Source organism: Thiovibrio sp. JS02, assembly GCF_053485635.1.
Map to the genome: position 1 here is coordinate 2,552,948 of NZ_CM130715.1, position 26,925 is coordinate 2,579,872.

The window sequence follows — 26,925 nt, forward strand, 5'->3', positions numbered from 1 at the left end:
GGCCCCGGCAGACCGGGGCAAAGGATTCCCCAGCAGCCGCGGCAAAGAGCAACCAGCCAGACCATGCCTGATTATCAGCCCATCCAGTACGGAAAATTTCTTCTCCTGGACCGCATCGCCCGGGGCGGGATGGCGGAGCTCTACCGCGCCAAGATCATCGGTTCCCAGGGGTTTGAAAAGCTGGTCGCCATCAAGAGGATTCTGCCCAACCTGGCGGATCAGGAGGAATTCGTCTCGGCCTTCATCGACGAAGCCCGCCTCGCCGCCTTTCTCCAGCACCGCAACATCGTGCAGATCTTTGATTTCGGCGAGATGGCCGGAAGCTATTTCATCTCCATGGAATATCTTTCCGGCCTGCCCCTGCGCACCCTGATGAACCGGGCCGGGAAAAACAACACCCGGCCCGCGCTCGGCACCATCCTTTTCCTGGTCGCCGAAATCTGCGCCGGCCTGGATTACGCCCACAATCTGAAGAATTTTTCCGGGGAACCACTCAATATCATCCACCGCGACATCGGGCCCCAGAACGTTTTCATCACCTATGACGGCCAGGTGAAGATCATTGATTTCGGCATCGCCCGGGCGGCGAGCCACAACTCGGCCACCGCCACCGGCTCGCTCAAGGGCAAGATCGCCTATATGTCGCCGGAGCAGGCCGGCGGCCAGGAGATCGACCGCCGCTCCGATATCTTTTCCGTCGGCATCATCCTCCATGAGCTGGTTACCGGCAAGCATCTCTACAGCGGCGAGGACGCCAAACAGCTGCTCGCCAGGGCGGCCAACGCCGCCTTTGTTCCGGCCCGGCAGATATGCGAGAGCCTGCCGCCCCTGCTCCATGAGATCCTGGACCGGGCCCTGGCCAGGGAACCCGGGCATCGGTACCATTCCGCCGAACAAATGCGCAACGATCTGGAGGAATGCGCACGCCAGGCAGGCGGCCTGGCCACGGCCAAGGAGCTTTCCTCCTTCATGGCCCGACTCTTCGCCGATGACGCGGCGCGTGAGGAAGAAGCCCTGCGGCGGGCCGCCTCGGTGGAGCTGCCGCCCGCCGACGAGATCCTCGATTCCGGGGCTTCGCCCCTGGAGCAGACCATCTTTCTGCCCACGGAAAAACCGCGGCCAAGGCCGGCCCTGGCCCGGCCCTCCCTTTTTGCCGTCCTCCTGGCGGGCCTGGCCCTGGCCGCCTTTTTCTGGCTCTCGCCCGACCGGCCCGAACAGAGGCCGGACCGGCTTCCCGGACGCACGGCAAACACCGCCCCGGCCAATGGACAGGCCGAGAGCCCGCTCGATCCCCACATCAAGGCGCGCATGTATTTCAGCCGGCTTCTGGCCGGGCCGGGCAAGACAACCACCCTGACCCCCGGGGATCTTGCCGAACTGGACGACCAGACCGCCTATCTCGTGGAAAAATACCCGGCAGAGGCATATACCCTGCTCACGGACCTGGCAAAAAAATATCCGGACAGCGCCCGGATCCACTTCCAGCTCGGCCGCCTCCATACCCTGCGCCGGGAGACGGCCAGGGCCGCAACCGCCTACCGGCAGGCATTGGCCCTGGCGCCGGACATGGACGAGGCTTTTTTCAATCTTGGCTACCTGCATGCGCAAAAAAAAGAGTATGGTGAGGCGCGGGAAATGTACGCCAAGGTCATTGAGCTTGCCCCGGCCTACGTGGACGAGGCGCTCTTCAACCTGGCCCTTATCGAAAAAGAACTTGGCCAGCTGGAGGCGAGCGGCAGGCACGCCCGGCTGGCCCTGGAAAAAAACCCCAACAACCGCCAGGCCGCCAAACTGCTTGCCCGGCTGACAAACAAAAGCAAGGAACAATGAAGCGCGCCCTCTACCGTCCTCTCCGCTCCCCCCTTCCCGCCGCCCTCTTTCTCCTTTTCTGCCTGACGGCCTGTGTCGCCGGCGGCACAAAAGAGTGGCAGCCCGTCCTGCCGAGGCAGAATTTCCATGAACACCTTGTGGAGTGGCCCGACGAAACCCTGGCCATGATCGCCCAGTGGTATACCGGCAGCAAGGACAACTGGAAAAAAATCGCCAACGCCAATCCCAACATCGTCGCCGAGCATCTCGCCCCGGGCGACCGGATCCTCCTGCCCCCGGATCTGCTGCGGACCACGAAGAAGATGCCCAGGGACTTCCTGGCCACCTTTGCGGGCAAAGGGCAGGCCGGGCAGGCAAAAACGCCGGCCCGGGCAATGCCCGCGCCAGAAAAAAATGAGGAATTTCAACTTTATGGCCCCAAATAGTCTCAGCTTGCCGGAAAAATGGCCGGCCCGGATCACGGGCATGTTCCTCCTCGGCGCCCTGCTTTTCCCTGGCGCGGCGCGGAGCGCGGAGGGTCCGACCCCGATCTCCGCGGCGGAGATCAAGGAGATCCTGGCGGGCAACCGGCTCTTTCAGCAAAAGAATCTTGACCAAAAGGATCTCTCCGGCATGGATTTCAATCACGTCCGGGTTTCGCAGTCCAGTCTGGCCGGCAGCAACTTGAGCAAGGCCACCCTCAACAACGCCGTTTTCAGCAACAGCGATCTTTCCGGGGCGAATTTGTCCGGCGCCGATTTGAGCGGAGGCAAGCTGGACAATGTCAATCTCGCCCAGGCCCAGCTGCGCGGCGGGGATCTGAACCGCATCGTGGTCCAGAAGGGAAACCTCAAGGGGGTCGGCGCCCGGGGCGCCATTCTCCGGGGCGCCTTTTTCGAGGCAAGCGTCCTTGACGGCGCGGACCTGAGCGAAAGCGATCTCGGCAACGCCAGCCTGCGCGAGGTTTCCTTCCACGACGGCCTTCTCCGCAAGGCCGATCTGCATGCGGCAACCCTGGACAACGTGCAGCTGCGCAACGCCGACCTGAGCGGCAGCAACCTGAGCGGCAGCAACCTCATCCACGTCAGCCTGGCCGGCTCCGCCGGCAGACACGCCATCCTCAGCGCCGCCAACGGCAACCACCTCATCATGCAGAACACGGACCTGGAAGAGGCGGACCTGAGCGGCGCCTACCTCCTCGGCGCCTTTCTCCAGAACTGCACCCTTGCCCGGGCAAATTTGAGCAACGTCACCCTGGACAGCGCCGCCATCGAAAATACGGTCATGAAGGGGGTGGATCTCCGCTACGCAAACCTCGGCAACGCCTCCCTTGCCAAGGTGAAGCTGAGCGATGCCAACCTTTCCATGTCCCGCCTCGACCGGCTCCGGCTCGTCGACTCCTCGCTGGCAAATACCCTGCTCAACAAAGCCAGTCTCAGGGAGGCCCAGCTTGAGGATGTTGACCTGGCTGGGGCCGACCTCGCCGGGGCCAACCTGGAAAAATCCACCCTGACCTCGGTGGACCTCACCGGGGCCAACCTGTTCGGCGCCGACCTGAACGGCGCCGTCTTCAGCAAGGCAACGCTGAAAAAGGCCAATCTCGGCAAGGCAAATCTTGCCAACACCAGATTTCTGGACACCGATCTCAGCAACGCCGCGATGCACAATGCCACCTTTGCCCAGACCAGCTTTGTCGGCACGAAGCTGCGCGCCGCCATGCTCAAGGGCGCCAGCCTCCCGCAGGTCTATCTGCAGGGAATAGACCTGCGGGAGGCGGATCTCAGCGAGGCCGACCTGTCCGGGGCCGTGCTGGCCAACGCCGACCTCCGGGGCGCGCGCCTGGCCAAGGCGGTGTTGAGCCGGAGCGATCTTTCCGGAGCCAATCTCGCCGGCGCCGATCTTGTCGGCGCCGACCTTTCCGGAGCCGACCTTGCCGGCGCCGATCTCAAAGGCGCTGATCTTTCCGGCTGCCGGCTGCTGCAGGTAAAAAATCTCGACAAGGCCGTGCATGCCGAAAAGGCCAAAGGCCTCTCCCTTTCCACGCCCCGACCCTGACCGGGACCATTCCGGCGCCGAATCGGAAATTGAAATTTCCGATTCGGCGCACATTTAAGTTTTTAATACTTTACAAATTTTCTTTTTTAACTAAATTCCTTTCCCGAGGACCAAGGGGGAATACCAACGGCAGAACCCGCCTCGCCGGCCAGTGATTCCCTGGTCCTTGCCGAGGGACCGGGTTGCGCGCAATGCACGGCGGAACAACAGGATGATGATGGATTTTTCCAAACGCTCGTCCAGAACCTTTTTTCTCCCCGCCGTTGCCGTTTTTCTCCTGCTTCTTCTCGCCTTCAACACCCGCCGCAGCCACCTGGAATTCGAAGAAAGCATCGTCGGCAACACCAAGCAGCAACTCCTGGCCACGGCCGGGGCCAGCGCCAACGCCCTTGCCACCCATATCCAGAAAGACATCAAATCCCTGCGGCTTCTGGCCCAGGATCCCATTTTTTCCAGCGACCGGAACCTCGTCGCCACCGGGGAGATCGCCAGGAAGCTGCAGGCTTTTTTCGCCCTCCATGGCGGCGGCATCGACTGCGTCAGCGTCCTCGACCGCAACGGGGTCATGCTGCACCGCGAGCCTTTCTGGCCCGATGGCCGGGACCGCCGCGGCCTTCGGCTTGCCGAGGAGGAAAGCGTCGCCAGGGTTCTGGCCAGCGGCCAGGCATACGCCAGCGAGGCATACCGGACCAGGCTCGGCCGCCTGGCCATCGCCCTTTCGGTGCCCATTCTGCACGACGGCAGGCTGCTCGGCCTGCTGCGCATGGTGCTCCCCATCGAAACCCTGGCCAGGGAAGCGTTCGCCCCCATCGCCTTCGGCGCCGGCTCCCCCATGCTCATCGACAATCGCCAACGCCTCCTTTTTTCCGGCGCCGGCCCGCGCAACGACCAAGAGCTTTCAAAGCGCCTGCGCGAAATTCCCCTGCAGGAAGCAGGGGTGGAACTTTTCACCCCTCCGGGGGCGGCCCAGGCCGAAAAACTGCTCCTTGCCCATGCCCCGGCGGTGCTGCCCAATTCCACCTGGACCGTGGCGGTTTCCCTGCCCTGCCAAACCATCATGGCTCCCATCGACCGCCACTCGTACCTGGCCTCCGCCACCATCCTCCTCGTCTTCCTCTTTGCCGGCACCGGCGCCTTCATCATCTTCCGCACCCAGCAAAAAAAACAGGCCCTGGAACTTGAAAACCGATACCTGGCGGAGCTTGCCCATTCCCATGCGGAACTGGCCAAGGCCAACGCCATTCTCAAGGAGCAGGCCACGCGGGACGGCCTGACCGGCCTTTTCAATTACCGCCACTTCCACAAGATGCTGCAACGGGAATTCCGGCTGGGCCAGCGCCAGGAAGGCGATTTCTGCTGTCTGCTCATCGACCTTGACCACTTCAAGAAGGTGAACGATACCTATGGCCACGCCTTTGGCGATTTTGTCCTCCAGGAGTTCGCCGGCCTGCTCAGGGAAATGGCCGGCGAAACGGACCTGATGGCGCGCTATGGCGGCGAGGAGTTCGTGGCCCTGCTCTCCCGGGCGGATCTGACGGACGGCGCGGCCTTTGCCGAACGGTTGCGGCAGAGGGTCGAAACATTCGTCTTTGACAACGGCCTGCGTCAGTGCCGGATCACGGTGAGCGTCGGGGTCGCCTCCTTTGGCGCCAACCTGCCGGAATCGCCGCAGGATGTCCTGGCCTGCGCGGACAAGGCCCTCTACCGGGCAAAGGCGGAACGCAACCAGGTGGTGTTTTTCCGCAAACAGATCTCCCAGCTCGACCTCCTCGACCCGGCCGGCCCGGAGCCAAGGCCATTTTCACCAGACCGCTGCAACTGAACGCCATTGCCGGGAAACCATGGGCCGGCGATTCTCTCTGTTGACCGCCTCACTGCCAATCCGCTATGATTTTCCCAAGAGAACTCTCAGCCCGGACAGCGCCGACCATGGCCCAACAAAACGACATCACCAGCAAAAAAATCTGGCGCCCCTTCATCCTCAATGTCAGCATGGTCATCCTCCTGATGCTCCTCGGCATCTTCCTCGGCCTCTTTCTCAACAACAAACACCTGATCGAGAGCGAGCTGAAAACCCGGGCCCGTTCCCACTTCAACAACATCGTCATCACCCGGCGCTGGAACGCCATGCATGGCGGCGTCTATGTGGAAAAAACCCCGGGAGTCACCGCCAACCCCTACCTGGAAAACCCCGATATCACCACCATCGACGGCAAGGTCTACACCAAGAAGAACCCGGCCCTGATGACCAGGGAAATCTCGGAAATCGCCGCCGCCGAGGGAGCCTACCAGTTCCATATCACCAGCCTCAAGCCCCTCAACCCGGCCAATGTTCCGGATGCCTTCGAGAAAAAGGCGCTCGCCGATTTTGCCGCCGGAGTCACGGAGGTGTTCCACAAGGAGCGCCGGGGCGACAAGGTGCTCTTTCGCTACATGGCCCCGCTCTTCACGGAAGACTCCTGTCTGGGCTGCCATGGCAAACAGGGCTACAGAACGGGCGAGGTGCGGGGCGGGGTAAGCGTCTCCTTTGATATCGGCGATATCGAAAAGACCCTGAAGCTGCACCGCCTCATCCTGCTCATCCTCTTCTGCGCGGTCATCTCCCTGTTCCTGGGCATCATCTATTTCTACATTCTCAAGCTCATGCGCCAACTGACCGATGCCCACGAAAAAATCCGGGAGATGGCGACCCGCGACGAACTGACCGGCCTTTACAACCGCAGACATTTCTTTGCCCGCTTCGAGGAGGAACTGAGCCGCGCCATCCGGCAGGGCCATCATCTGGGCTGCATCCTGCTTGATCTCGACCATTTCAAGAGGGTGAACGACACTTACGGCCATTCGGCCGGCGATGCCGTTCTGCAGGCCACCGCCATTCTCCTGCGGGAGAGCAGCCGCAGGGCGGACGTGGTCGCCCGTTACGGAGGAGAGGAGTTCGTGATCCTGCTGCCGGAATGCCAAATGGAATGCGCGCTCTCCGCGGCGGAAAAACTCCGGGAATTCATCGCCGGGGAATCCATTGCCGTGGGCGGCGGCCGGGAACTGATGATCACCGCCAGCTTCGGGGTGGCCAGCTTCCCGCCGGAAACGCTGCAAAAGACCGGCCAGCCCTCCCTGCTCATCAACCTGGTGGACAAGGCCCTCTACCGGGCCAAGGCAAATGGCCGCAACCGGGTGGAGGCGGCCGTGGGCTAAGCCCCACCCGGTCGGCCCGAGCCGCCGGGGAATTTCCCCGCCCCGCTGTTTTCCGCTTTTCGCGGCCGTGATTTTTTTTTTTTGCCTCTCCCACCGGCCCGCCTCTCTTTTCTCCCTTTGCCAGCCACAAATTTCCTTGCAATATCTTACAATTCCAAGATACTTGAAAAATATTCCTTGCGGCAGCCAGTGGGACGGGTGACGGCACCCCGGCCGGCTGGGTCCGGAAGAGGCCGGCAACGAAGGGAAATATGGACAGGGAGCGGGTATGACTGAAGAGCAGGCAAAGAACAAACCGTGTCAGCAAGGGCTATTCCGTTTTTTCAACTGCGAAAGCAAGAATTTCCTCGGCTGTTTCATCAGAAAATGTCTCGACACCAGCGTCACCGGCAAGCTCGTCGGCATGCTGATCGTCTCCCTGCTCGGCTTCACCCTGGTCATGGCCCAGCATCTTTACACCCTCCACAACATCGAAAAGCTGACCCGCAGCATCGAGACGGAGAACATCCCCCATTACAAGGTGAGCCAATACATCCTGCGCAGCCTCAACGGCTTCAAAATCTCCCTGCTCCATCTCCTGCACCAGGACAAAGTCGGCCCGGACGACAAGAACATCCTTGCCAACCTCCAGCGCCTCGAACTGCTGGAGCGCATGCTCGTCTCCCTGAAGCAGGGCGGCACGCTTCTCGACGTGGCCAAGGCCTCGCAGAAAACCATGGACATCATCACCGTCGCGCCCTCCAGAAGCAGGGAGGCTGACGCCATCATCGACGGCATCAGCGCCGAATTCAAAAGCCTGGAGGAAAACTTCCGGACCCTTGCGGAGGCGTTGACCAGGAACAGCCCGCCCGCCCTGATCGAGGAAAGCACCGCCGAGGTGGTGGACAACCTGGACGAGCTGCATGGGCAGGTCACCGCCCTGGCGATCCTGGTCAACGACAGCTACAACCAGAACCTTGCCGAGACGACCAGGACCATCCATGCCTCCAAATACAAATCGTTCCTGACCAGCGCCGCCATCGCCGTCGTGCTGGCCATCGGCACCATGCTCTATATCTTCCTCATCGTGGTGCCGCTCAAGGATATCCTCAAGCGCATCACCTTCATCACCGAAGGCGAAGGGGATCTGACCCGGCGCATCGAGGTCCGCACCCAGGACGAGGTGGGCCAGCTCGCCCGGCAGCTCAACACCCTGGTGGACAATATCTTCAGCCTCAACACCTTCAAGGCCGTGATCGAGGAGGAGGAATCCACCACCGAGGTCAACAGGCGTCTTGCCGCCCTCCTTGAGGAGCGTTACGGCTTCACCCGGCTCTTTGTCTACGAGATGCCCGGCAACAAGAACACCATGACCGTGGCCTACGCCTCGGGATATGAGGATATCTGCAGCCCCGACATCCTGGACGACTGCAACGCCTGCCGGGCCAAACGCACCGGCCACCCGATCTCCTCGATCCAGTACCCGGAGATCTGCAAGAAATTCCCCCATGGCGACCGGTTGGAGCATCACTGCATTCCCATGATCGCCAATGGCAGGGCCGTGGGCATCGTCCAGTTCCTGTACGCCAAGGCCGCTCCCCGCGAGGAGCTGGAACGGTTCGAACAGAAGGTGAAACGGGCCAGCCGCTACATCGCCGAGGCAACCCCGGTCCTTGAGGCGAAACGCTTTGCCTCGGCCCTGCAGGAAACCACCCTCAAGGACCCCATGACCGGCCTTTACAACCGCCGCTTCCTGGAGACCTACACGGAAACCCTGGTGGCCGGCACCAAACGGCGAGGCAGCAAGCTCGGCATCCTGATGTGCGACATGGATTTCTTCAAGGAGGTCAACGACAATTACGGCCACGAGACCGGGGACACCGTGCTGATCAGGACCGCCGAGGTGCTCCAGCAATGCGTGCGGGCCTCGGACATCGTCATCCGTTACGGCGGCGAGGAGTTTCTGGTGCTGCTTGCCGACGTGCAATGCGGCAACGACATAGCCGAGCTGGCCGAACGTATCCGCCTGACCATGGAAAACACCGTCATCAAGATTCCGGAGGGCAGCCTGCAGAAAACGGTGAGCATCGGCTACAGCCTCTTCCCGGACGACACCGACGGGCTGTGGGAATCGATCAAGTATGCCGACGTGGCCCTCTATCGCGCCAAGGAATCCGGCCGCAACAAGGTGGTGGGCTTCAAGCCGGAGATGTGGGAGGAGGAGAAGTACTAAGCGCGCGGCCGCTTCCGTCCCTTGCGGAAGAACGAAAAAGCGTGGGAATATCCCCGGCCGGAGCCGGAATATTCCCACGCCGTGAAACAGGCGGCTCTTCTCAGCCGACGACCATCATGGCTGGCTGTCGGTCAGGGCCGCGAGGAAGGCGACCAGATCATCGACCTCCTCGTCGGTGAGGCCCATGTTGCCCACCTCGCTGGTGTTCAGGTTCTCCACCACCTCCGACGCCGGCCAGCTGCCGATATCGCGGGAGTTGTGGAAGCTGACCACATCCCGCAGGGTGGGGAAGTAGCCGTTATGGCCATAGGGCGCGGTCAGGGCCACGTTGCGCAGGGTCGGCACCTTGAACTTGCCGTTCTCGGCCGGATCGGCCAAAAAACCGCCCAGGCCGTAATCGGTCGGATTACCCTCCAGGAGCGGGTTTGCCGGCACCCCGATATTTTCATAACGATAATTGGTGAAAAGCGCGGCCGGGGCGCCGAAATCAGGCCCGCTCGCGTGACATTTGCTGCAATTCGCCTCAAAAAGCGCAAGCCCGCGGGCTTCCTGGCCGGTCAGCTCGCCGGCATCATAACGGGAAGAAAACCTCTGCACCCCGGGGGAGCGCTCAAAAGCGGCAATGGCCCGGGCGATGTTGTCGTAGGCGGCGCCGACCTCATCCAGGGAGCCGGGGCCAAAGACCTGGAGAAAGCGGTCCGCGTAGCTGGAATCACGTACCGCCTGCACCACCGCTTCGGCGCTGGGCATGTTCATCTCCAGCGGATTGAGCGGCGGCCCCTGGGCCTGTTCGGCCAGGGGGTCGGCCAGATTCGGGGAATTGCCGGTGGCGCGGCCGTCCCAGAACATGCCGCCCACATAGGCGCCGGTGGCGGGATCCTGATGCAGGGCCGGGCTGAAGCCGGCATAGGCGGCGCTGGGCGCGTTCCGCCCTCCCTTGCTCACCCCGTCCGCGCCGGTGGAAACCACGCTGTGATAGGGATCCTGGCTGTTGGCCGGGTCCGCGAAGCCGGTGCGGGGATGATGACAGGACTTGCAGGACTGGGTGCCGTTGTAGGAAAAATCCGTATCCACGTACATCATGTGGCCCAGACCGACGATGGCCTTCTGCTGGGGAGCGGCCACGGCCGAACCGGCCCAGACCGAGGCGCAGAGGAGCGCGCTTGCGCAACAAATTTTCTTCATCATGGAACTTCTCCTTAACAAAGGTTGAAAAGCATTTTCACTGTCCCCGTTCCTACCGGCCCAGGATGGCGTCCACTTCCTCCTGGCTCAGCACCTGGGCCACGTAATTCCCTTCGCCGATGATGGCCTCGATGTTCCTGACATAGGCCCGCAGATGATCCTTGGACCCTTCCACCAGATGCGTATACATGGTGACCAGCGGGGCCTCATCGGTATAGGTAAGACCGCACTCGCCCTCGTCGATGCCGTTGTCAGTCTGGACGATCACCTTGGGACAATTGACGATATCGATCATATCCAGCTCTTCGATGAAGGCGCCCACATACAGAGCTTCCAGAACGCTCTGGGAGCCCCGGTTCACCAGTTCGGTGAATTTTTCCGTGAAATACCAGCCATAGTCGGCGCCGGTGAAGACGCCGATGCTGTCCGGGAGGTTGTTGGCATCGGGATTGGGATCAGCGATCTCGTATATGGCCAGCATGTCCCGCACCGTATCGGTATGGGTCTGTTCGGAATTCTCGCCAATGGTGGCAAAGGCCGGTTCGGCCGGATACATGACGCTCAAAGTGAGATAGACGTCACGGGCCAGCTTCTCTTCCTCGCGCATGAAGATCAGATGGGTCTCTTCGCCGGCATCCAGCACGGCGGCGGCGGCCGGCATGGAGGTTGCCACGGAGGCGACGCCCAGGGCAATGGTTGCGACAATCTTTTTCAGTTTCATGATACCCCCTCTTTTTGTTTTTTTTTTTCAATCGGAACACTCGGGAAAACCGTTCCCCGGTTACCGCGAAACACTCTTCACCCGGCAATCACCCCCTTTTCAAGTTAGGCAATTGAAAACATTTCGCCCTGGCCCCCACCGGGACCCGGGCGCGCATATCCGGTTATAACGCGCTATTTTTCCGGACGGTTCCATTTTTTTTCCGAGGCTCGCGGACCCTCTCGCATCCCTTGCAAAGAAGCGGCAAGCGGTGTAGAAATACACTCTTTCTTTTTCAGACGAGGGCCTGCCAACGCAAGGCAGGTCGGCTAAAAAAATATGACAGGCGCTGGCGGGAAGGAGAGCAGGGTGAACAGATTCGTACAGGGTATTCTCGCCTATTTCCTGGCGCTTGCCGTGATCCTTTCCTTCTGGTACCTGGCAGGCCGCCCTTGCTCCATTGCCGAACCGGCAGCGCCTGAAGGCAAACGCCTGCAGAGCGTTTCCTACACCCCCTTCATCGGCGACCAGTCCCCCTTTGATTTCGGCAAGGGGCTCACCATCACCGACGCTAGGCTCGAAGAGGATCTGGCCATCCTTTCCCGCCGCTTTTCCGGCATCCGCACCTATTCGACCACCGGGCTCGATTCCCTGCCAAAGATTGCGGAAAAGTACGGCATGCAGCTCCTCCTCGGCGCTTGGGTGAGCAGCGATGCCGCGACCACCGGCCAGGACCTGGAGCACCTCATCGCCCTGGCCAAAAAGTATCCTGCCAGCATCCGGGCGGTGGTGGTGGGCAACGAAACCCTGCTCCGCCGGGAAATCACCGGCAGCCAGCTGGCCGCCTACATCCGCCAGGTCAAGGCCGCCCTGCCGGGGGTGCCGGTCACCTATGCCGATGTCTGGGAGTTCTGGCTCAGGCACCCGGAAGTCGCCGAGGCGGTGGACTTCGTCACCATCCACATCCTGCCCTACTGGGAGGATGAGCCGGTGGGGATCGACGCCGCCATGGCCCATGTGAAAAAAATCCGGGACGAAGTGGCCCAAAAGATCCCCGGCAAGGAGATCCTCATCGGCGAGACCGGCTGGCCCTCCCAGGGCCGGATGCGGGAACGGGCCCTGCCCAGCCTCGAAAACCAGGCCCGCTTCATGCGCGGCTTCATCGCCCTGGCCGAAAGGGAACACTGGCAATACAACCTGATCGAAGCCTTTGACCAGCCCTGGAAACGCATCAAGGAAGGCGCGGTGGGCGGCTACTGGGGCATGTACACAACCGAGCGGCAGGACAAGAACACCCTGGCAGGCGAGGTGCGCAACCTCGGCAACTGGCAACTGCTTGCCGCCCTTTCCGCCGCCATCGCCCTTTTCGCCCTGCTCATCACCCCGCGCCCTGCAAGGACTGGGCGCTTGCTGCAATACACCCTCGCCCTTGCCGCGGGCGCCGTTCTCCTCGTCCTGCAGGGCCAGCAGTTTGCCATCATCTCCCTGGGAATAACCGCCCACATCTGGGCCGGACTCGTGCTCACTTCCGCCGCCGGCGTCTATTTTCTGAGCCTGCGCGCCATCGCCGGCGAAAGCAGGCTCAGCTACGCGAGCCTCGACACGGCCCTTGATCTCCTGCGCGGCAAGGCCGCCGTTAATTCCGCAACCCTCGGCGGCCTGCTGCGCCTTGCCGTGGTGACCTGCGCCCTCATCGCCGCCTCAGGCCTCTTTTTCGACGGCCGCTACCGGAACTTCCTCAATGCCGGCTTTGTCATCCCGGCCATTGCCTATCTCCTCTGGGGTGCAAAGGAACAAGACCGGGCAAACACCGGGATGCCGGAAAAATTGACAAGCATCCTCCTTGCCGTGGCAGCCGTTGGCATCCTCGCGCTGGAGACCTGGCACAACTTTCAGGCGGTCATCTGGTGCGCCATCTGCCTCATGCTCGCCTGGCCCCTCTGGCGGGAAGGCCGCCAGGCCTCCCTGCGGCCGCTCCTGCCCCAGGCCTTGCTGCTGCTCACGGTCTACGGACTGCTTGCCCTGGTTCGCCACAAGATCTTCATCGCCGAAGAGCTGGTGGAGGTATGCGCCGCAGCCCCGAACACCCTGATCTGCCAGGTCCGCACCATCCTGGGCAAGCTGATGTATTTCGAGGTCTTCGGCTGGAGCGCCTTGGGCCTCACCCTGCTCTCCCTCCTTTTGAACCGGGCCGTCCTGACCATGCTCGCCCTGTTCGCGGCCCTGGCAAGCCTTCTCTTCTACAATGCCGGCATGGGGGCGGTGGCTTTTGTCCTGGCCCTCATTGCCCTGGCCCACGGCAGGCAACGCCATGGCTGAGGCAACGAGCAGAGAGCTCCTGAACAAGGGTCTTTCCAGCATGGGCATCTGCTTGGCGCCCGCGGCCGAAGAACGCCTCCTTGCCTACTGCGCGGAGCTGCTCAAGTGGAGCAGCAGGATCAACCTGATCGCCAAGGCCCCTCTGGCCCAGGTCTGGGAAACGCACTTTTTCGATTCCCTCACCCTGCTGCCGCTCCTTTCCGCCTCGCCCCTGGCCGATATCGGCACCGGCGCCGGCTTTCCGGGCCTGGTCCTGAAGATCGCCCGGCCGGAGCTTCAGGTGATCCTTGTGGAACCGCGACAGAAACGGGTCTCCTTCCTGCGCCAGGTGATCCGCGCCCTGGGCCTGAAAGAGGTCGAGGTACTCTGCGGCAGGCTGGAGCCGAACAATCCGCAGATCGCCGGGCAAAACGTGTCCGCGCCGCTGGTCACCAGCCGCGCCTTCACCGCCATCCCCGAGTTTCTCCTCCATGCCGAGGCGATCAATCCGGCGGGCGGCAGGGTGATCTGCATGAAGGGCCCGAAGGCCGAAGAGGAGATCGCCGCCTGGCAGCGGGCGCAGCCGCAAAGCCCCTACCGGCTTGTGGAGATTTCCACGGCGACCCTGCCCTTTTCCGGCATGGTCCGCAGGCTGGTGGTGTTTGAAAAAAGGTAACGACACAAAGCGACGGCAAGGCACGATGACGCAAAGAGAGCGTACAGAAAGAACAATGAGAACCCGTGGCGCCTCCGCGCCATTGCCTTAATTTTATCCAGGATCCGGACAACGCCATGACACGCCACAAAACCCCGGCCATCATGTTTCAGGGCACCTGCTCCAACGCCGGCAAATCGGTGCTCACCGCCGCCCTGTGCCGCATCCTCCTGCAGGACGGCGTCAGGGTCGCGCCCTTCAAGGCGCAGAACATGTCCCTCAACTCCTTTGTCACCCGGGACGGCGGCGAAATGGGCCGGGCCCAGGTGGTGCAGGCCCAGGCCGCCCGCCTCGACCCGGACGTGCGGATGAACCCGGTGCTGCTCAAGCCCGCAAGCGACACGGGCAGCCAGATCATCGTCCTGGGAAAACCGGTGGGCAACATGAGCGTCAACGACTACGTCGCTTACAAGTCCACCGCCTTTGCCAAGGTGCAGGAGGCCTACGACTCTTTGGCCGCCGAATACGAGGTTATGGTCCTTGAGGGCGCGGGCAGCCCGGCCGAGGTGAACCTCAAGGCCCACGACATCGTCAACATGCCCATGGCCCGCCATGCCGGGGCCAGGGTGCTCCTGGTGGGCGACATCGACCGGGGCGGCGTCTTCGCCTCCTTTGTCGGCACCATGGAGATCCTCGATGCCTGGGAACGGGAGCTCATCGCCGGCTACGTGGTGAACCGCTTCCGGGGCCAGAAATCGCTGCTTGAAGACGCCCTTGCCTACATGGAGCGGAAAACCGGCAAGCCGGTGCTGGGAGTGGTGGATTATCTGCCCAACCTGGGCCTGCCCGAAGAGGATTCGGTGAACTTCAAGGCCGGCCTCTTTGCCGGCAAAAGGCCGCCGGGCGAACACATCACCCTCGCCCTCATCGACCTGCCTCATATCTCGAACTTCACCGATTTCGAGCCCTTCCTGGCCGAGCCGGACGTCTTTGTGAAAATCGCCAAAACCCCGGGCGACCTGGCCGAGGCGGCGGCGGTGATCATCCCGGGCAGCAAGAACGTGATCGCCGACCTCAAGTGGCTGAACACCTCGGGCCTGGCAGACGCGATCAGGGAGTGTGCCGAAAAAGACGCGGCCGAGATCGTCGGCATCTGCGGCGGCTTCCAGATGCTGGGCCGGAGTGTCGAAGACCCGTACTTCATCGAATCCGCCGGCGAAGCTCTGGAGGGACTCGGGCTCCTGGCGCTTTCCACCGTCCTTATGGAGGAAAAAACCCTGACCCGGCAGAGCGGCCGCCACCTCGCCTCCGGCCTTACCGTGCACGGCTACGAGATCCATCACGGCCAGAGCCGGGCCAGCGACACCCGCGAAATCATGCGCTTTGCCGACGGCGGCACCGGGGCGATCGGCCACGGCAGCCGCAGGATCTGGGGCACCTATCTGCACGGGGTCTTTGACGCGGATGGTTTTCGGCGCTGGTTCATCGACCGGCTGCGGGAAGAACGGGGGCTTACGCCGTTACGGCAGGGGCAGGCGAGCTACGATCTGGAGCCGGCCTTCGACCGGCTGGCCGATCTGGTCCGCGGCCAGCTCGACATGCAAAAGGTTTACGAGCTGCTCGGCCTATGATCGCCCTGGAATACCAGCTCCTCATCGCCATTGTTCTCGATCAGATTTTTGGCGACCCGCGCTGGCTGCCGCATCCGGTGCGCCTGATCGGTGCCGCCTGCACCACCTTCGAGAAACTGAGCCGCGCCATCCTGCCGCCCCTGGCCGCAGGACTTGCCACGGTGCTCCTGGTGCTTTCCGTCACCGGCCTTGCCACCTGGGGCGTCATCTACGGAGCAAACCTCCTCCACCCCTGGCTGGGCACCGCCATGGGCATCCTTCTCCTCTACACCACCATCGCGGCCCGGGATCTGGTCCGGCACAGCCGCGCGGTGCATACGGCCCTGGCCGCCCGGGATCTTGCCGAGGCTCGCCAGCGGGTGGCGATGATCGTCGGCCGCGACACCGCCAACCTCGATGAAAAAGGGGTGGCCCGGGCCGCCGTGGAGTCGGTGGCCGAATCCATGGTGGACGGCGTCACCGCCCCGCTCTTCTTCGCGGTTCTGGGCGGACCGCTGGCCGCCATGCTCTACAAGGCGGTGAACACCATGGACTCCATGTTCGGCTACAAGAACGAGCGCTATCTCCAGTTCGGCCGGGTCGCGGCCCGGCTGGACGACGCGGCCAACTTCATCCCGGCCCGCCTCACTTCCCTGCTGATCCCGGCCGCGGCCTTCTTCCTGCGCCTGGACATGAAGCGCGCACTTTTCACCCTCTTCCGGGACCGCCTCAACCACGCCAGCCCCAACTCGGCGCACAGCGAGGCGGCGGTGGCCGGCGCCCTGGGCGTCCAACTCGGCGGCACCAACAGCTATTTCGGCAGGCCCGTGGTCAAGCCGACCATCGGCGACCCCACCCGCCCCGTCGAGGCGGACGACATCCTGCGCACCAACCGCCTGATGCTCCTCGCCTCGGCCCTCACCCTGCTGGCGCTTTTCGCCCTGCGCCACCAGATCCTCCTGCTGCTCGCCACAGGGTAACGGCGGAGGGCCGGTGGATTTCCCGGGCCGCAAACAACCTGAGCCATTTTTTGATTTTTTCGCCCGGATGTTCGCGGGCTGTTCCCATCTGAGGACTGGAGAAAAGTTCCGCCGTTAAGGAAGTTGCTCCCGCTGATCTGCCGGGGCAGCGAGGCGGATCAAAAGGTTGACGGACGCGTTTTTTCACCTCCGAGCCGGGATCGCGGCCGGCACATCATTCAGTGAATTTTTCCATTGCTTGTGAAGTCGTGAATACAGCCATCCCCGTTTTCATCAAACGGAAGCCAAGTTTTTCATAAAACCCTTCCATTCCGGGAGTTGCATAAAGAATGATGTTGCAGTTCGGGAGTCTCCCCAGGATTGTTTGCATTATGACCTTCCCGATTCCCTGCCCTTGCGCTTCCGGCAAAACCGCGACATCATAAACTGCGGCCTGGTATTCACCATCGGATATTGCTCTGCCAAAGCCGAGCAGCCGCGATTCATCATAAATGAACACCGCTGTATGACTGGCCGCGAATGCTCTCTTATGGACTTCCGGTTCATGCCAGGCCATGCCGACTTTTTTCAACGATTCGGCTATGGCTTGCCAGTCAACGCCAGAACAATCAGTTACTATTTTCAATCCCATGTCCTTGTATGAGCCCAACGCCCGAAACCGGGGGCGCCGGCACGCGTCGCCAGGATCCTTTTGTTGGCCATCCGCCTTGAATGCTTCGTGGAATGCGACGGCGCCCCGTGGCATATGCCCACCAAAAGACAAGGCGAAGAAGGCCTCCGGCGGCACTCCCTCGTGCGCAAGACCCGGCACCTTCTTGAACCCGAATCTTCCGTAGTAATCCGGATGCCCCACAAGACAGACTCCTTGAGCATGCCGGCCTTTCAACCGTGTCAACCCCTCCTCGATCAACGCCTTGCCTATCCCCTGCCGCTGGCGTTCCGGCAACACCGACACGGGCCCAAGACCGTACCAGTTCCCGGTCCCGTCCGAAATGGTCACGGGAGAGAAGGCAATATGCCCGACCACACGGCCATCCACTTCCGCGACCAGCGACAGGGTCAGAGCTTTCGCGGCCCGGAGCGCCGCAATGATGAACTGCTCGGTGTGGTCGCTGATCTCCAGGGTTTTGAACGCCGCGACGGTCACATCCCCTATCGCGTCGACGTCAGCGTCTGTTTCACCCCTGATAACGATCTTTGCCGTCATGGTATCTGGGGACATAATACCTATTTGTTGAGTCGTTTTGTAACGGGCTTCCGGCCTGGTTTTCCTTGGCAAAAAAATAGGTATTGTGTCCTCGAAAATTCGGGGGGGCCGTCAGACCGCAGCCGTTCTCGACGCCAAGTATGCCATTGTTATGCCAGCAGTTCATCTATAGGCAGTATTTGCTTGCCATGGCGAATTGTCAGTATTGATATTTGCTTTTGTTCCACCAAATAAATGATCCGATAATTGCCAAATAATAACTCTCGAATATCATCTCTGCCTGATTCGGGGACAATCCTGCCAATTTTGGGAGTAGATTTTAGTGTTTCGACTTTGTCAAATAATGCTTCAATCCATGCAATTGATGCGGCGGCTTTATCGAGAGCGATATAATCGGCAATATCTCCTACTCTTTCGAGCGAAAGGGGTGACCAGATTATTTTCATTTTGCAATCCGATCAAGGAGAGTATTTTTAGCCAGATCATGCTCAATTCCTTTTCCTGCCCCAAGTTGAGCGATGGAAGTTTGAATATCTCCTAGTAATTCAATTTTTTCTTGCATAGCCTCATATTCTGAAACATCGAGTAAAACGGCAACTCCTTTGCCATGCTGTGTAATGACGAGCGGCCTTTTTGTATCATGAACTTGTTTCAAAAACGCGGCGATTCCTGTCCGGAACTCTGACATTGAATGGATGTCTTGGTCGATTCTCAATCTTTGCATAATGCACCTCAGGATATAATTTAGTACATTATACCGTACTCAATGATGTGCTTCAAAATATTATTTTCTGGGCATAACGAGCCTGGTTGGTGATGGGGCCAGATCTTCATTGCTGTCCAAATAAGGGCGCGTATGGTCGACACGCATGGAGGGCGCCTGGATTTCGATACGAAGAGTCGTGCCGTTTCAAGATGCCGGAGAAGAAGAGGCTGGCGGCGATTTCCCCGCTGGGTGGCATGGTGCGGCATGCCAGGTAAAATAATTCGTGCCATTCTTGCCATGCTGAGAGCATAACAGGGGGAAAGCAGCCAATTAAATATATCCCCGAAACTCCGTGATTAGCGCAAATCGAGACAGGAGTCAAACAAAGGCCTGACCCCTTTTTTCCTGAACCTTGACAAATCGGAATATTTCTTATTAGCGCTTTTTTTGCAGTTAACTCTTTAACTTCAGGACTAATTTTAAGCCTTCGTCGACTTGAGCTATCATTTCATTGGATAGGGCATGAACCTTTTCAGATAAAAACGACTTATCAATCGTAATTACTTGTGAAATGTTGATGACACTTTCTTTCGGTAATTTTGATTTTTTGGGGGGGAGTAAAACATTGCCTGGGGCGGCTGCCAACCGGATATTTGATGTGATTACAACGGCAATTATGGTGTTTATTTTGCTTTTATTAAATTCGTCTGATTGAATAATGAGGATTGGCCTTTTATAGCCAGGTCCCGAGCCCGCAGGCTCAGGTAATATTGCCCACCAGATTTCCCCTCGTTTTATTACCATTCTTCTTTTTCTATTGAACTAAATTGCATGGTTGAAAGCATTTCATTTAATTCAGCCTGGTCAGATGAGTAAACCTCATTAAGTTGTTTGGTGATGTGGTCGGAAGGGTGGACTTCAAGATATTGCTCAACGGCTTTCGCAAATAGTTCACTGCGAGAGTAACCGTGGCTTTTGGCGTATTGATCTGCTTTGCGAAACAAATTGTCTGGGATAGAAATTGCTGTTTTCATGTCGACAGTATAACCAAGGTAATACTGTGTGTCAAATTTTATTGTTGCGCTAACGAGCCTGTAGAAAAACTCGTTTTGAAAGGATTCCTCGACTGAGAACGACTTAATTTTTTCGAGACAATTTCGTGGTGGGCATGTTCGCGGAGCACGGGAATCCGTATGACGGACATACCCTTTCCCGAGCGCTTGAGCAGGTGAAACGGATTGCCGGTGCGGGGGTAGAGCGCTGTTTTGTTGATCGCGGCTACCGGGGGCATGGTGTGGCGGGAACGGAAGTTTACATTTCAGGCCGCCGCCGTGGGATTACGCCTCAGCTCAGGAAAGAGCTGAAGCGGCGGAGCGCCATCGAGCCGGTGATCGGCCACATGAAGGCGGACGGAAAGCTGGGCCGAAACCACCTGCTGGGCGTGCTTGGCGACAAGATCAACGCGCTGCTCTGTGGAGCCGGTCACAATATCCGGCTGATCCTCAAGAAATTGAGGGAGTTTTTGTTTTTCGTTCTTTTTTTCGGCTGGCTTGAGAGATTACGACAGCCATGGGCTCGGCCTGCAGATGGCGATATCCTGCCTGTCAGAGGCTGAAAATGGATTTTTCAGGGACGACTACTTACCTGAATATTTCATTTTCCTCTTCTCGACGCATAACGAGTCTGTCGTCGCAGACCAGCAGCACATCCCGGAACAGGTGGATGATCTCCTTGTCCATGGAGGAGATGAAATCGGCAATGGTGGTGAAATGGGGCCGGGTGTCGGCGGAGAGCGCCATGAAGACCACGTTTTCCTGGCAGGCCTGCTCGATCTTCCGGCTGGAGACAATGCCCCGCGAGTAGGCGTAGAGCACGATTTTCAAAAGAATCCTGGGGTCGTAGGCAGTGGCGCCGGTCTGGTCGTTGCCGAAGCGGGCGTCGAACAGGGACAGGTCAAGTTCGTGGTCGATGAGGTGGTTCAGGGAGTACTCGAAGGTGCCGGGTAAAATCTGCTTGGCAAAGTGGACGGGGATGAACTTTCCCTGGGCGTAGGAGTAAGGTTTGTAGCGGGCCATGAGGCAATACCCTTGTGCTAAAGTTAAGCGGTTGTGTTCCGGGATATCGCAGTCATTGCACAGTGATCACGCACACAAATAAAGTAGAAATTACAATGAGTTGAGTTTTTCTACAGGCTCAACGTAGAAATCAGGTGCGGGCCAAAAGCCTTGCGGCGTCAGCACCCGAGGGTGTAAAAAGGATTGTGTAAATGGCCATTCCGGGGGTAGAAAAGTTCGCCCCCAACCAAGGAGAGAGATATGGCCATTTCCAAAGAATTGCTTGACCAATTGATTGCGGATTACAAAAAGCCGGAAGACCTGATCGGCGAGAACGGCATACTGAAACAACTGACCAAGGCCCTGCTGGAGCGGGCCATGCAGGCCGAGATAACCGATCACCTCGGCTATCCCCGGAACGCTCCGGCTGGGAAAAACAGCGGCAACTCCAGAAACGGCAGCTACAAGAAAAAGCTCAAGGGAGATTTTGGCGAGATTGACGTCGCGGTTCCCCGTGACCGGAACGGCTCCTTCGAGCCGATCATCGTTCCCAAGGGAGAGACCCGCTTCAAGGGGTTTGATGACAAGATCATCTCCATGTATGCCCGTGGGATGACCACCCGTGATATCCAGAGCCATCTGGAGGAGATTTACGGCGTTGAGATTTCACCGACCCTGATCTCCCAAGTGACCGACGCCGTCACGGAAGAGGTCCGGCTCTGGCAGAACCGGCCATTGGAAGATGTTTACCCCATCGTCTATCTGGATGCGGTGCGGATCAGGGTCAAGCACAACGGCCAGATCATCAAGAAGGCCGTCTACCTGGCGATTGCCGTGACGATGACTGGGGTGAAGGAGGTTCTCGGCATGTGGGCCGCCGAGACCGAGGGCGCCAAGTTCTGGTTGGCCATCCTGACCGAGCTGAAAAATCGGGGCGTGAAGGATATCCTGATCGCCTGTGTCGATGGGCTCAAGGGTTTTCCGGAGGCCATCGAAGCGGCGTACCCCGCCGCCCAGGTCCAGTTATGCATCGTGCACCTGGTGCGGCACAGCCTGAATTTCGTTTCCTGGAAACAGCGCAAGGAAATGGCGGACGACCTGAAGGAGATTTACAGCGCCCCGACCGTAGAACAGGCCGAGGCAAACCTGATCAGCTTCGGGGAAAAATGGGATGCTACCCATCCTCGGATAAGTCAGTCCTGGCAGAACAACTGGCAGCGAATCATCCCGTATTTTGCCTATCCTCCGGAGATCCGCAGGGTGATCTATACGACCAACACCATCGAATCGTTGAACATGTCCCTGCGCAAGGTCACTAAGAACCGGGGCTCTTTTCCGAATGACGAGTCGATGTTCAAGCTGCTCTATCTGGCGCTGACGAATATTTCGAAACGATGGACGATGCCGATCAAAAACTGGAAATCGGCGCTGAATCAATTCAGCATCATGTTTGAAGACAGGCTGCCGGAATTTTGATCACAAAAAACATTTACACAAAATTCTTTACACGCCCGCGGGCCACCCAAACTTGCCGCATCTACCGCCGCCGCGCTTCTTCCCGTCTGCGTTAATGGGTTGGTTGTGTGATCGTCTTGTAATAATTAGATATATCGTTCAACTAATGCGAACAATTCTTCACTAAGTTCCCAAACTGTATCTTTAAAAGTAATTTTGTTAGAGTCTACATGCTCAACATGTTCTTTGATAAATTCAATCTCTTCGAACCCAAAACCATACTTAATTAACCAGATTTCTAATTCATCATTAGTTCCATACCGGATATAATTCTTTAAAACTCTAGCACGTAGATCATTATGATTTTGATAGAAAATCTCTAATGCTGCACAAATTGGGTCAGATAGGGATAAGGAAATTACTTTATCAAGGTAATCATATGTATCATAAACTATTGTATCAAAATCGATAAAGTTAACAGACGTGCCTTGTGGATAGAGGGGTGCTCGAGTCAGTCTCTTGTTTGGTAAAGCCGAAGGTATAGGGGTATATCTTATAGGAATGGCTTGGATCTTTGATCTTGCTTCTGCCGGCGTTCCACCATTTCTTATTGTTTCTCGAAAAACAAATCTTCTTTTATCTCTTTCACTTAAAAATGAATACCGAAGTGATACTATCTCGCTAAATGATTTACCTTGAATATGCCACAATAAAATAGGGATAGAAGCGCTTAGCACTGCTGATTCAGCAGGAGTAAGTTTGTTGCGACGAAGATGTTTTATATAAATTTCTTTAAAGGAAGACTTTACTCGTTTTCTGATATCATTATGCAACTCGTAATATGCCTTCCCAGAAATAGGAACATTGTTCAGCAAAAGATTGTCGAGTATATATATAATATCATTGTCAATATCTGCTTCTTTGATTCTTTCTATTTGAGACTCTGTAAGCTGTAAGTCATCGTTAAAGGTATCATCTTGTATAGCTTCAATAATATCCCTTTCATCTTCATCTGCAAATTCCAGTTCAATATCAAGTCGTGAGTTATCTGAAATTTCAATTGATTCGTTGTATCTACTTTTGAAAGTAGGGATATTATGTTGCTGGACAATGGTATATCCATAATCAAAGTAATTTTTTATTGGAGTTGTTCGGCCTGACCTGCCAATTAAATTCTTTAATGTCAGCGGATCCATACGATTGAAGTTATCGATCCACACAACATCAAATGGCATATTAATACCCTGATTTAAGGTTGATGTGGCGAAACAAAGTCTGGCGAAGTTGTGTTTTATAAACTCTTCTACCAATAATCTTGCCCTTAATGGCATAGAGCCATGATGAACAACGATTCCTCTTTCCATCATTTCAATTAAAAGAGAATGTTTTTCTGGGCCTTTTCGTGATGCGCCAATAAATGTTCGAAGTTTTTCAATTATTTTTTGTGCATACTCTTCTTTTACCTTGTCGCATAAATCTATATATGAGCCATATTCCTCAATATACCTGCCATCATAGATTTTTGTTTTTGCTATATATACTAATAGTGCCCCTCCTTCTTGGAGGGTTTTGGCGGCAATGTCTGTTTCAACAGGGATATTGCTTGTCTCCGTATGCGGGGAAAAATATTCAAATTCCCCATTATTACTTGAGATGAAAATTTTCCCAACGGTGTGAAAATTGTAATTTCTAGCAGATGCTTCTTCTAGAAATGCGTGCTTTGATAGTTGAGCTTGAGGATTATTAATAAATGGATGAGCAAATACTTTTTTAGCAGTTGGGAACACTCTATTCGCTCTTCTAACAAATGAGTCAAAAGTCATCCCTCTAATTGGCTCTTCAGAAATTTGTGCCTCATCCAAAAGGAATAATTGCACATCAAATATTTCCGAATACTTGAATAGCTCAACTCCTCTTTCAGGAGTAATAATAAAAACTCTCTTATTTATTTTTTCTCTATTTATATCTTCTATAAATTGAAGGACTAGAACTGAGGTATCTACAATTGAAATAACTTCGTAATAGTATTCAGCTATTAAAGCTCTTGATGGGACAACAATTACAATGTCCCCATCCGTATTTTGTATTAATTCCCTAAAAAGAAACGATTTCCCCGAACTAGTCGGAGCTGAAAATGAAAAAAACCTATTTTGAAGTATTTCCCTGTATGCACTTGACTGGACAGGTGTTAAATTATTTCCTGTTTCAAATGCTATTGAGTCTGAATATATTGAGTAAACTTCTTCAATAATGCTATTTGGTTCAGTAGTTTTGTAAAAAAGTCCCAGAACAGAAATTAGTTTTTTTTCATATTTTATAAAAATATTTTTATGGAATTTCTTTATATACGCGAGTTTTTCAAAGATGAAAGGGTCAATTGGTCCAGCTGAATGAATTTTGAGCAGAGAATTTTTTAATTCTTGCTCTATGCCTTCTCCATTGATTAGAGATTCAAGCATTTGTTTCAATACCGATTACGTATGTTTCAGGAAATCCTAACAAAGGGTCAATGGCGCTAGATTTTAGAGCATTTTTTATAATATTCCCAGGGGAATCGCTATTTATAGAAAAAGCAGCTACATATGCTCGTTTCCCATTCAAAGAGTTCTCTGTAGCTTCAACGCTAACAAAATTCTGAATTATTATCAGCTCAGCAGTATCTTTCTCTAACTCGATAAATTCGACAATTTGGTTTAGAGCATTTGGATGTGGATTAATCGATGAACTAAATTTCGCCTCGCCAAAAGCGACTATTTGGGAACCGCTTTCCGTATGAAAATCAAACCCTGGATTACCCGTTACTTTTTCTTTTAATATTTCTGCCAATGGGACTTTAGTGTGTCCAAGCTTGCCCAAAGTGCTTTGTGCCGTTTCTGAAACTAGGAATTCCCCAAATTCGGTTGATATTTCATTTTCTATTCTCGATCTAATAAGTTCAACTAGCTTCTCAATTGTTCGCTGAGACCTAGCTCTAAATGTTGCTCGTTCAACTGCGTTTAATTTTTCAATCCAGCTTGTGTCAGAAATGATTCGAATCATTTCTGACGCTCGGGATTCGATATCTTTAATTTTTACATGCGCACTGAAAACTGAGCCTGTTGCAGTTTTACCATACTCGCTCATATCTTCTTTTTTAAATGATATGATTTCCATTCCTAAGAGCCCCCAGAAGAACTCAATAATTTATATATTGAGCATGGAATTAATACACACAACGGTAGAAATCAGGCGCGGGCCAAAAGGCTTGCCGCGTCAGCGCCACTGAGCCCCTTCCCGTCGCCTGAATTGCCTTGATATGTTATTCTTTCAATAAATCTGGTGGACTGTGCCAGTATCTTGAACAACGTAGATTTTTTCAAAATAGTGATCAATGTCCATTGTGCTTAATGCCATTTTATAATTCGCATGATCGGCAAGCCAATAATCATTGAACAGGGCGTGTAAAGAATTTTGTGTAAATGTTTTTTGTGATCAAAATTCCGGCAGCCTGTCTTCAAACATGATGCTGAATTGATTCAGCGCCGATTTCCAGTTTTTGATCGGCATCGTCCATCGTTTCGAAATATTCGTCAGCGCCAGATAGAGCAGCTTGAACATCGACTCGTCATTCGGAAAAGAGCCCCGGTTCTTAGTGACCTTGCGCAGGGACATGTTCAACGATTCGATGGTGTTGGTCGTATAGATCACCCTGCGGATCTCCGGAGGATAGGCAAAATACGGGATGATTCGCTGCCAGTTGTTCTGCCAGGACTGACTTATCCGAGGATGGGTAGCATCCCATTTTTCCCCGAAGCTGATCAGGTTTGCCTCGGCCTGTTCTACGGTCGGGGCGCTGTAAATCTCCTTCAGGTCGTCCGCCATTTCCTTGCGCTGTTTCCAGGAAACGAAATTCAGGCTGTGCCGCACCAGGTGCACGATGCATAACTGGACCTGGGCGGCGGGGTACGCCGCTTCGATGGCCTCCGGAAAACCCTTGAGCCCATCGACACAGGCGATCAGGATATCCTTCACGCCCCGATTTTTCAGCTCGGTCAGGATGGCCAACCAGAACTTGGCGCCCTCGGTCTCGGCGGCCCACATGCCGAGAACCTCCTTCACCCCAGTCATCGTCACGGCAATCGCCAGGTAGACGGCCTTCTTGATGATCTGGCCGTTGTGCTTGACCCTGATCCGCACCGCATCCAGATAGACGATGGGGTAAACATCTTCCAATGGCCGGTTCTGCCAGAGCCGGACCTCTTCCGTGACGGCGTCGGTCACTTGGGAGATCAGGGTCGGTGAAATCTCAACGCCGTAAATCTCCTCCAGATGGCTCTGGATATCACGGGTGGTCATCCCACGGGCATACATGGAGATGATCTTGTCATCAAACCCCTTGAAGCGGGTCTCTCCCTTGGGAACGATGATCGGCTCGAAGGAGCCGTTCCGGTCACGGGGAACCGCGACGTCAATCTCGCCAAAATCTCCCTTGAGCTTTTTCTTGTAGCTGCCGTTTCTGGAGTTGCCGCTGTTTTTCCCAGCCGGAGCGTTCCGGGGATAGCCGAGGTGATCGGTTATCTCGGCCTGCATGGCCCGCTCCAGCAGGGCCTTGGTCAGTTGTTTCAGTATGCCGTTCTCGCCGATCAGGTCTTCCGGCTTTTTGTAATCCGCAATTAATTGGTCAAGCAATTCTTTGGAAATGGCCATATCTCTCTCCTTGGTTGGGGGCGAACTTTTCTACCCCCGGAATGGCCATTTACACAATCCTTTTTACACCCTCTAGCCACGCCGCAAGCTTTTCAAATTTAACAGCTGGTTTGTAGTA

General features: G+C 56.4%; 21 protein-coding genes and 3 pseudogenes. 12 read left to right on the forward strand and 12 right to left on the reverse strand.

Annotated elements, in window-relative coordinates; all coding sequences use genetic code 11:
• Positions 1-63 precede the first annotated feature (63 nt).
• From ACUUL3_RS11675 to ACUUL3_RS11700, 6 genes are all read left to right on the forward strand, one after another.
• The gene (locus tag ACUUL3_RS11675; RefSeq protein WP_448551561.1) at positions 64-1,830 is read left to right on the forward strand and encodes a protein kinase domain-containing protein; all 1,767 of its coding nucleotides are present in this window, start codon (positions 64-66) and stop codon (positions 1,828-1,830) included.
• A complete protein-coding gene (locus tag ACUUL3_RS11680; RefSeq protein ID WP_448551563.1) occupies positions 1,827-2,255 on the forward strand; it encodes a hypothetical protein in 429 nt (142 codons plus the stop codon). Before ACUUL3_RS11675 ends, ACUUL3_RS11680 begins: the two co-directional genes overlap by 4 nt.
• Positions 2,242-3,864, forward strand: coding sequence for a pentapeptide repeat-containing protein (locus ACUUL3_RS11685; RefSeq protein ID WP_448551565.1), 1,623 nt, complete (start codon positions 2,242-2,244; stop codon positions 3,862-3,864). The genes ACUUL3_RS11680 and ACUUL3_RS11685 overlap by 14 nt, the downstream gene beginning before the upstream one ends.
• A gap of 211 nt (positions 3,865-4,075) precedes the next feature.
• Positions 4,076-5,686, forward strand: a complete 1,611-nt coding sequence (locus ACUUL3_RS11690) for a sensor domain-containing diguanylate cyclase (protein ID WP_448551567.1) — start codon at positions 4,076-4,078, stop codon at positions 5,684-5,686.
• A 107-nt stretch (positions 5,687-5,793) separates the two neighbouring features.
• Positions 5,794-7,059 (forward strand): diguanylate cyclase, encoded by a 1,266-nt coding sequence (locus ACUUL3_RS11695; RefSeq protein WP_448551569.1) that lies wholly within the window; start codon positions 5,794-5,796, stop codon positions 7,057-7,059.
• Positions 7,060-7,327: 268 nt separating this feature from the next.
• Entirely contained in the window at positions 7,328-9,271 is a 1,944-nt protein-coding gene (locus ACUUL3_RS11700; protein WP_448551571.1) for a diguanylate cyclase, read from the forward strand.
• A gap of 114 nt (positions 9,272-9,385) precedes the next feature.
• Here the strand turns inward: ACUUL3_RS11700 and ACUUL3_RS11705 are convergent, their stop codons facing one another.
• Complete coding sequence (locus tag ACUUL3_RS11705) at positions 9,386-10,459, reverse strand: cytochrome-c peroxidase (RefSeq protein WP_448551573.1); 1,074 nt, start codon at positions 10,457-10,459, stop codon at positions 9,386-9,388.
• Between the two features lie 49 nt (positions 10,460-10,508).
• Entirely contained in the window at positions 10,509-11,177 is a 669-nt protein-coding gene (locus ACUUL3_RS11710; protein WP_448551575.1) for a DUF2202 domain-containing protein, read from the reverse strand.
• Between the two features lie 348 nt (positions 11,178-11,525).
• Between ACUUL3_RS11710 and ACUUL3_RS11715 the strand changes: the two genes are divergently transcribed.
• From ACUUL3_RS11715 to cbiB, 4 genes are all read left to right on the forward strand, one after another.
• Complete coding sequence (locus tag ACUUL3_RS11715) at positions 11,526-13,475, forward strand: glycoside hydrolase family 17 protein (RefSeq protein ID WP_448551577.1); 1,950 nt, start codon at positions 11,526-11,528, stop codon at positions 13,473-13,475.
• Complete coding sequence (gene rsmG, locus ACUUL3_RS11720; protein WP_448551579.1) at positions 13,468-14,130, forward strand: 16S rRNA (guanine(527)-N(7))-methyltransferase RsmG; 663 nt, start codon at positions 13,468-13,470, stop codon at positions 14,128-14,130. Before ACUUL3_RS11715 ends, rsmG begins: the two co-directional genes overlap by 8 nt.
• A 116-nt stretch (positions 14,131-14,246) precedes the next feature.
• Positions 14,247-15,740 carry a cobyric acid synthase gene (locus ACUUL3_RS11725; RefSeq protein WP_448551581.1) on the forward strand — a complete coding sequence of 498 codons (1,494 nt, stop codon included), beginning with the start codon at positions 14,247-14,249 and terminating at the stop codon, positions 15,738-15,740.
• The gene (cbiB, locus tag ACUUL3_RS11730) at positions 15,737-16,699 is read left to right on the forward strand and encodes an adenosylcobinamide-phosphate synthase CbiB (protein WP_448551582.1); all 963 of its coding nucleotides are present in this window, start codon (positions 15,737-15,739) and stop codon (positions 16,697-16,699) included. Before ACUUL3_RS11725 ends, cbiB begins: the two co-directional genes overlap by 4 nt.
• 214 nt (positions 16,700-16,913) lie before the next feature.
• Here cbiB and ACUUL3_RS11735 read toward each other — a convergent pair whose 3' ends face one another.
• From ACUUL3_RS11735 to ACUUL3_RS11760, 6 genes and pseudogenes are all read right to left on the reverse strand, one after another.
• Positions 16,914-17,330: a GNAT family N-acetyltransferase gene (locus tag ACUUL3_RS11735; protein WP_448556474.1), complete on the reverse strand. Its 417-nt coding sequence runs from the start codon at positions 17,328-17,330 to the stop codon at positions 16,914-16,916.
• A 66-nt stretch (positions 17,331-17,396) separates the two neighbouring features.
• A pseudogene (locus ACUUL3_RS11740) lies at positions 17,397-17,906 on the reverse strand (GNAT family N-acetyltransferase); the annotation flags it as partial.
• Positions 17,907-18,055: 149 nt separating this feature from the next.
• A complete protein-coding gene (locus ACUUL3_RS11745) occupies positions 18,056-18,352 on the reverse strand; it encodes a type II toxin-antitoxin system RelE/ParE family toxin (protein WP_448551584.1) in 297 nt (98 codons plus the stop codon).
• Positions 18,349-18,630, reverse strand: a complete 282-nt coding sequence (locus tag ACUUL3_RS11750; protein WP_448551586.1) for a type II toxin-antitoxin system Phd/YefM family antitoxin — start codon at positions 18,628-18,630, stop codon at positions 18,349-18,351. Before ACUUL3_RS11750 ends, ACUUL3_RS11745 begins: the two co-directional genes overlap by 4 nt.
• A 435-nt stretch (positions 18,631-19,065) precedes the next feature.
• Positions 19,066-19,410, reverse strand: coding sequence for a type II toxin-antitoxin system PemK/MazF family toxin (locus tag ACUUL3_RS11755; RefSeq protein ID WP_448556476.1), 345 nt, complete (start codon positions 19,408-19,410; stop codon positions 19,066-19,068).
• Positions 19,410-19,646, reverse strand: coding sequence for a CopG family ribbon-helix-helix protein (locus ACUUL3_RS11760; protein WP_448551588.1), 237 nt, complete (start codon positions 19,644-19,646; stop codon positions 19,410-19,412). The genes ACUUL3_RS11755 and ACUUL3_RS11760 overlap by 1 nt, the downstream gene beginning before the upstream one ends.
• Before the next feature lie 122 nt (positions 19,647-19,768).
• Between ACUUL3_RS11760 and ACUUL3_RS11765 the strand changes: the two are divergent.
• Positions 19,769-20,227: pseudogene (locus tag ACUUL3_RS11765) on the forward strand (IS5/IS1182 family transposase); the annotation flags it as partial.
• Positions 20,228-20,300: 73 nt separating this feature from the next.
• On the opposite strand, the pseudogene ACUUL3_RS11770 reads toward ACUUL3_RS11765, so the two are convergent.
• A pseudogene (locus ACUUL3_RS11770) lies at positions 20,301-20,687 on the reverse strand (transposase); the annotation flags it as partial.
• A 240-nt stretch (positions 20,688-20,927) separates the two neighbouring features.
• On the opposite strand from ACUUL3_RS11770, the gene ACUUL3_RS11775 reads away from it, so the two are divergent.
• Entirely contained in the window at positions 20,928-22,142 is a 1,215-nt protein-coding gene (locus ACUUL3_RS11775; RefSeq protein ID WP_448550836.1) for an IS256 family transposase, read from the forward strand.
• 125 nt (positions 22,143-22,267) lie between these two features.
• Here ACUUL3_RS11775 and ACUUL3_RS11780 read toward each other — a convergent pair whose 3' ends face one another.
• The 3 genes from ACUUL3_RS11780 to ACUUL3_RS11790 all read right to left on the reverse strand — a co-directional run bounded on the left by ACUUL3_RS11780 (position 22,268) and on the right by ACUUL3_RS11790 (position 26,807).
• Positions 22,268-24,580 (reverse strand): DEAD/DEAH box helicase, encoded by a 2,313-nt coding sequence (locus tag ACUUL3_RS11780; RefSeq protein WP_448551590.1) that lies wholly within the window; start codon positions 24,578-24,580, stop codon positions 22,268-22,270.
• On the reverse strand, positions 24,573-25,274 hold the full coding sequence (locus ACUUL3_RS11785) for a hypothetical protein (protein WP_448551591.1): 702 nt from the start codon (positions 25,272-25,274) through the stop codon (positions 24,573-24,575). The genes ACUUL3_RS11780 and ACUUL3_RS11785 overlap by 8 nt, the downstream gene beginning before the upstream one ends.
• Before the next feature lie 318 nt (positions 25,275-25,592).
• Positions 25,593-26,807, reverse strand: coding sequence for an IS256 family transposase (locus ACUUL3_RS11790; RefSeq protein ID WP_448550836.1), 1,215 nt, complete (start codon positions 26,805-26,807; stop codon positions 25,593-25,595).
• Positions 26,808-26,925: the final 118 nt, after the last annotated feature.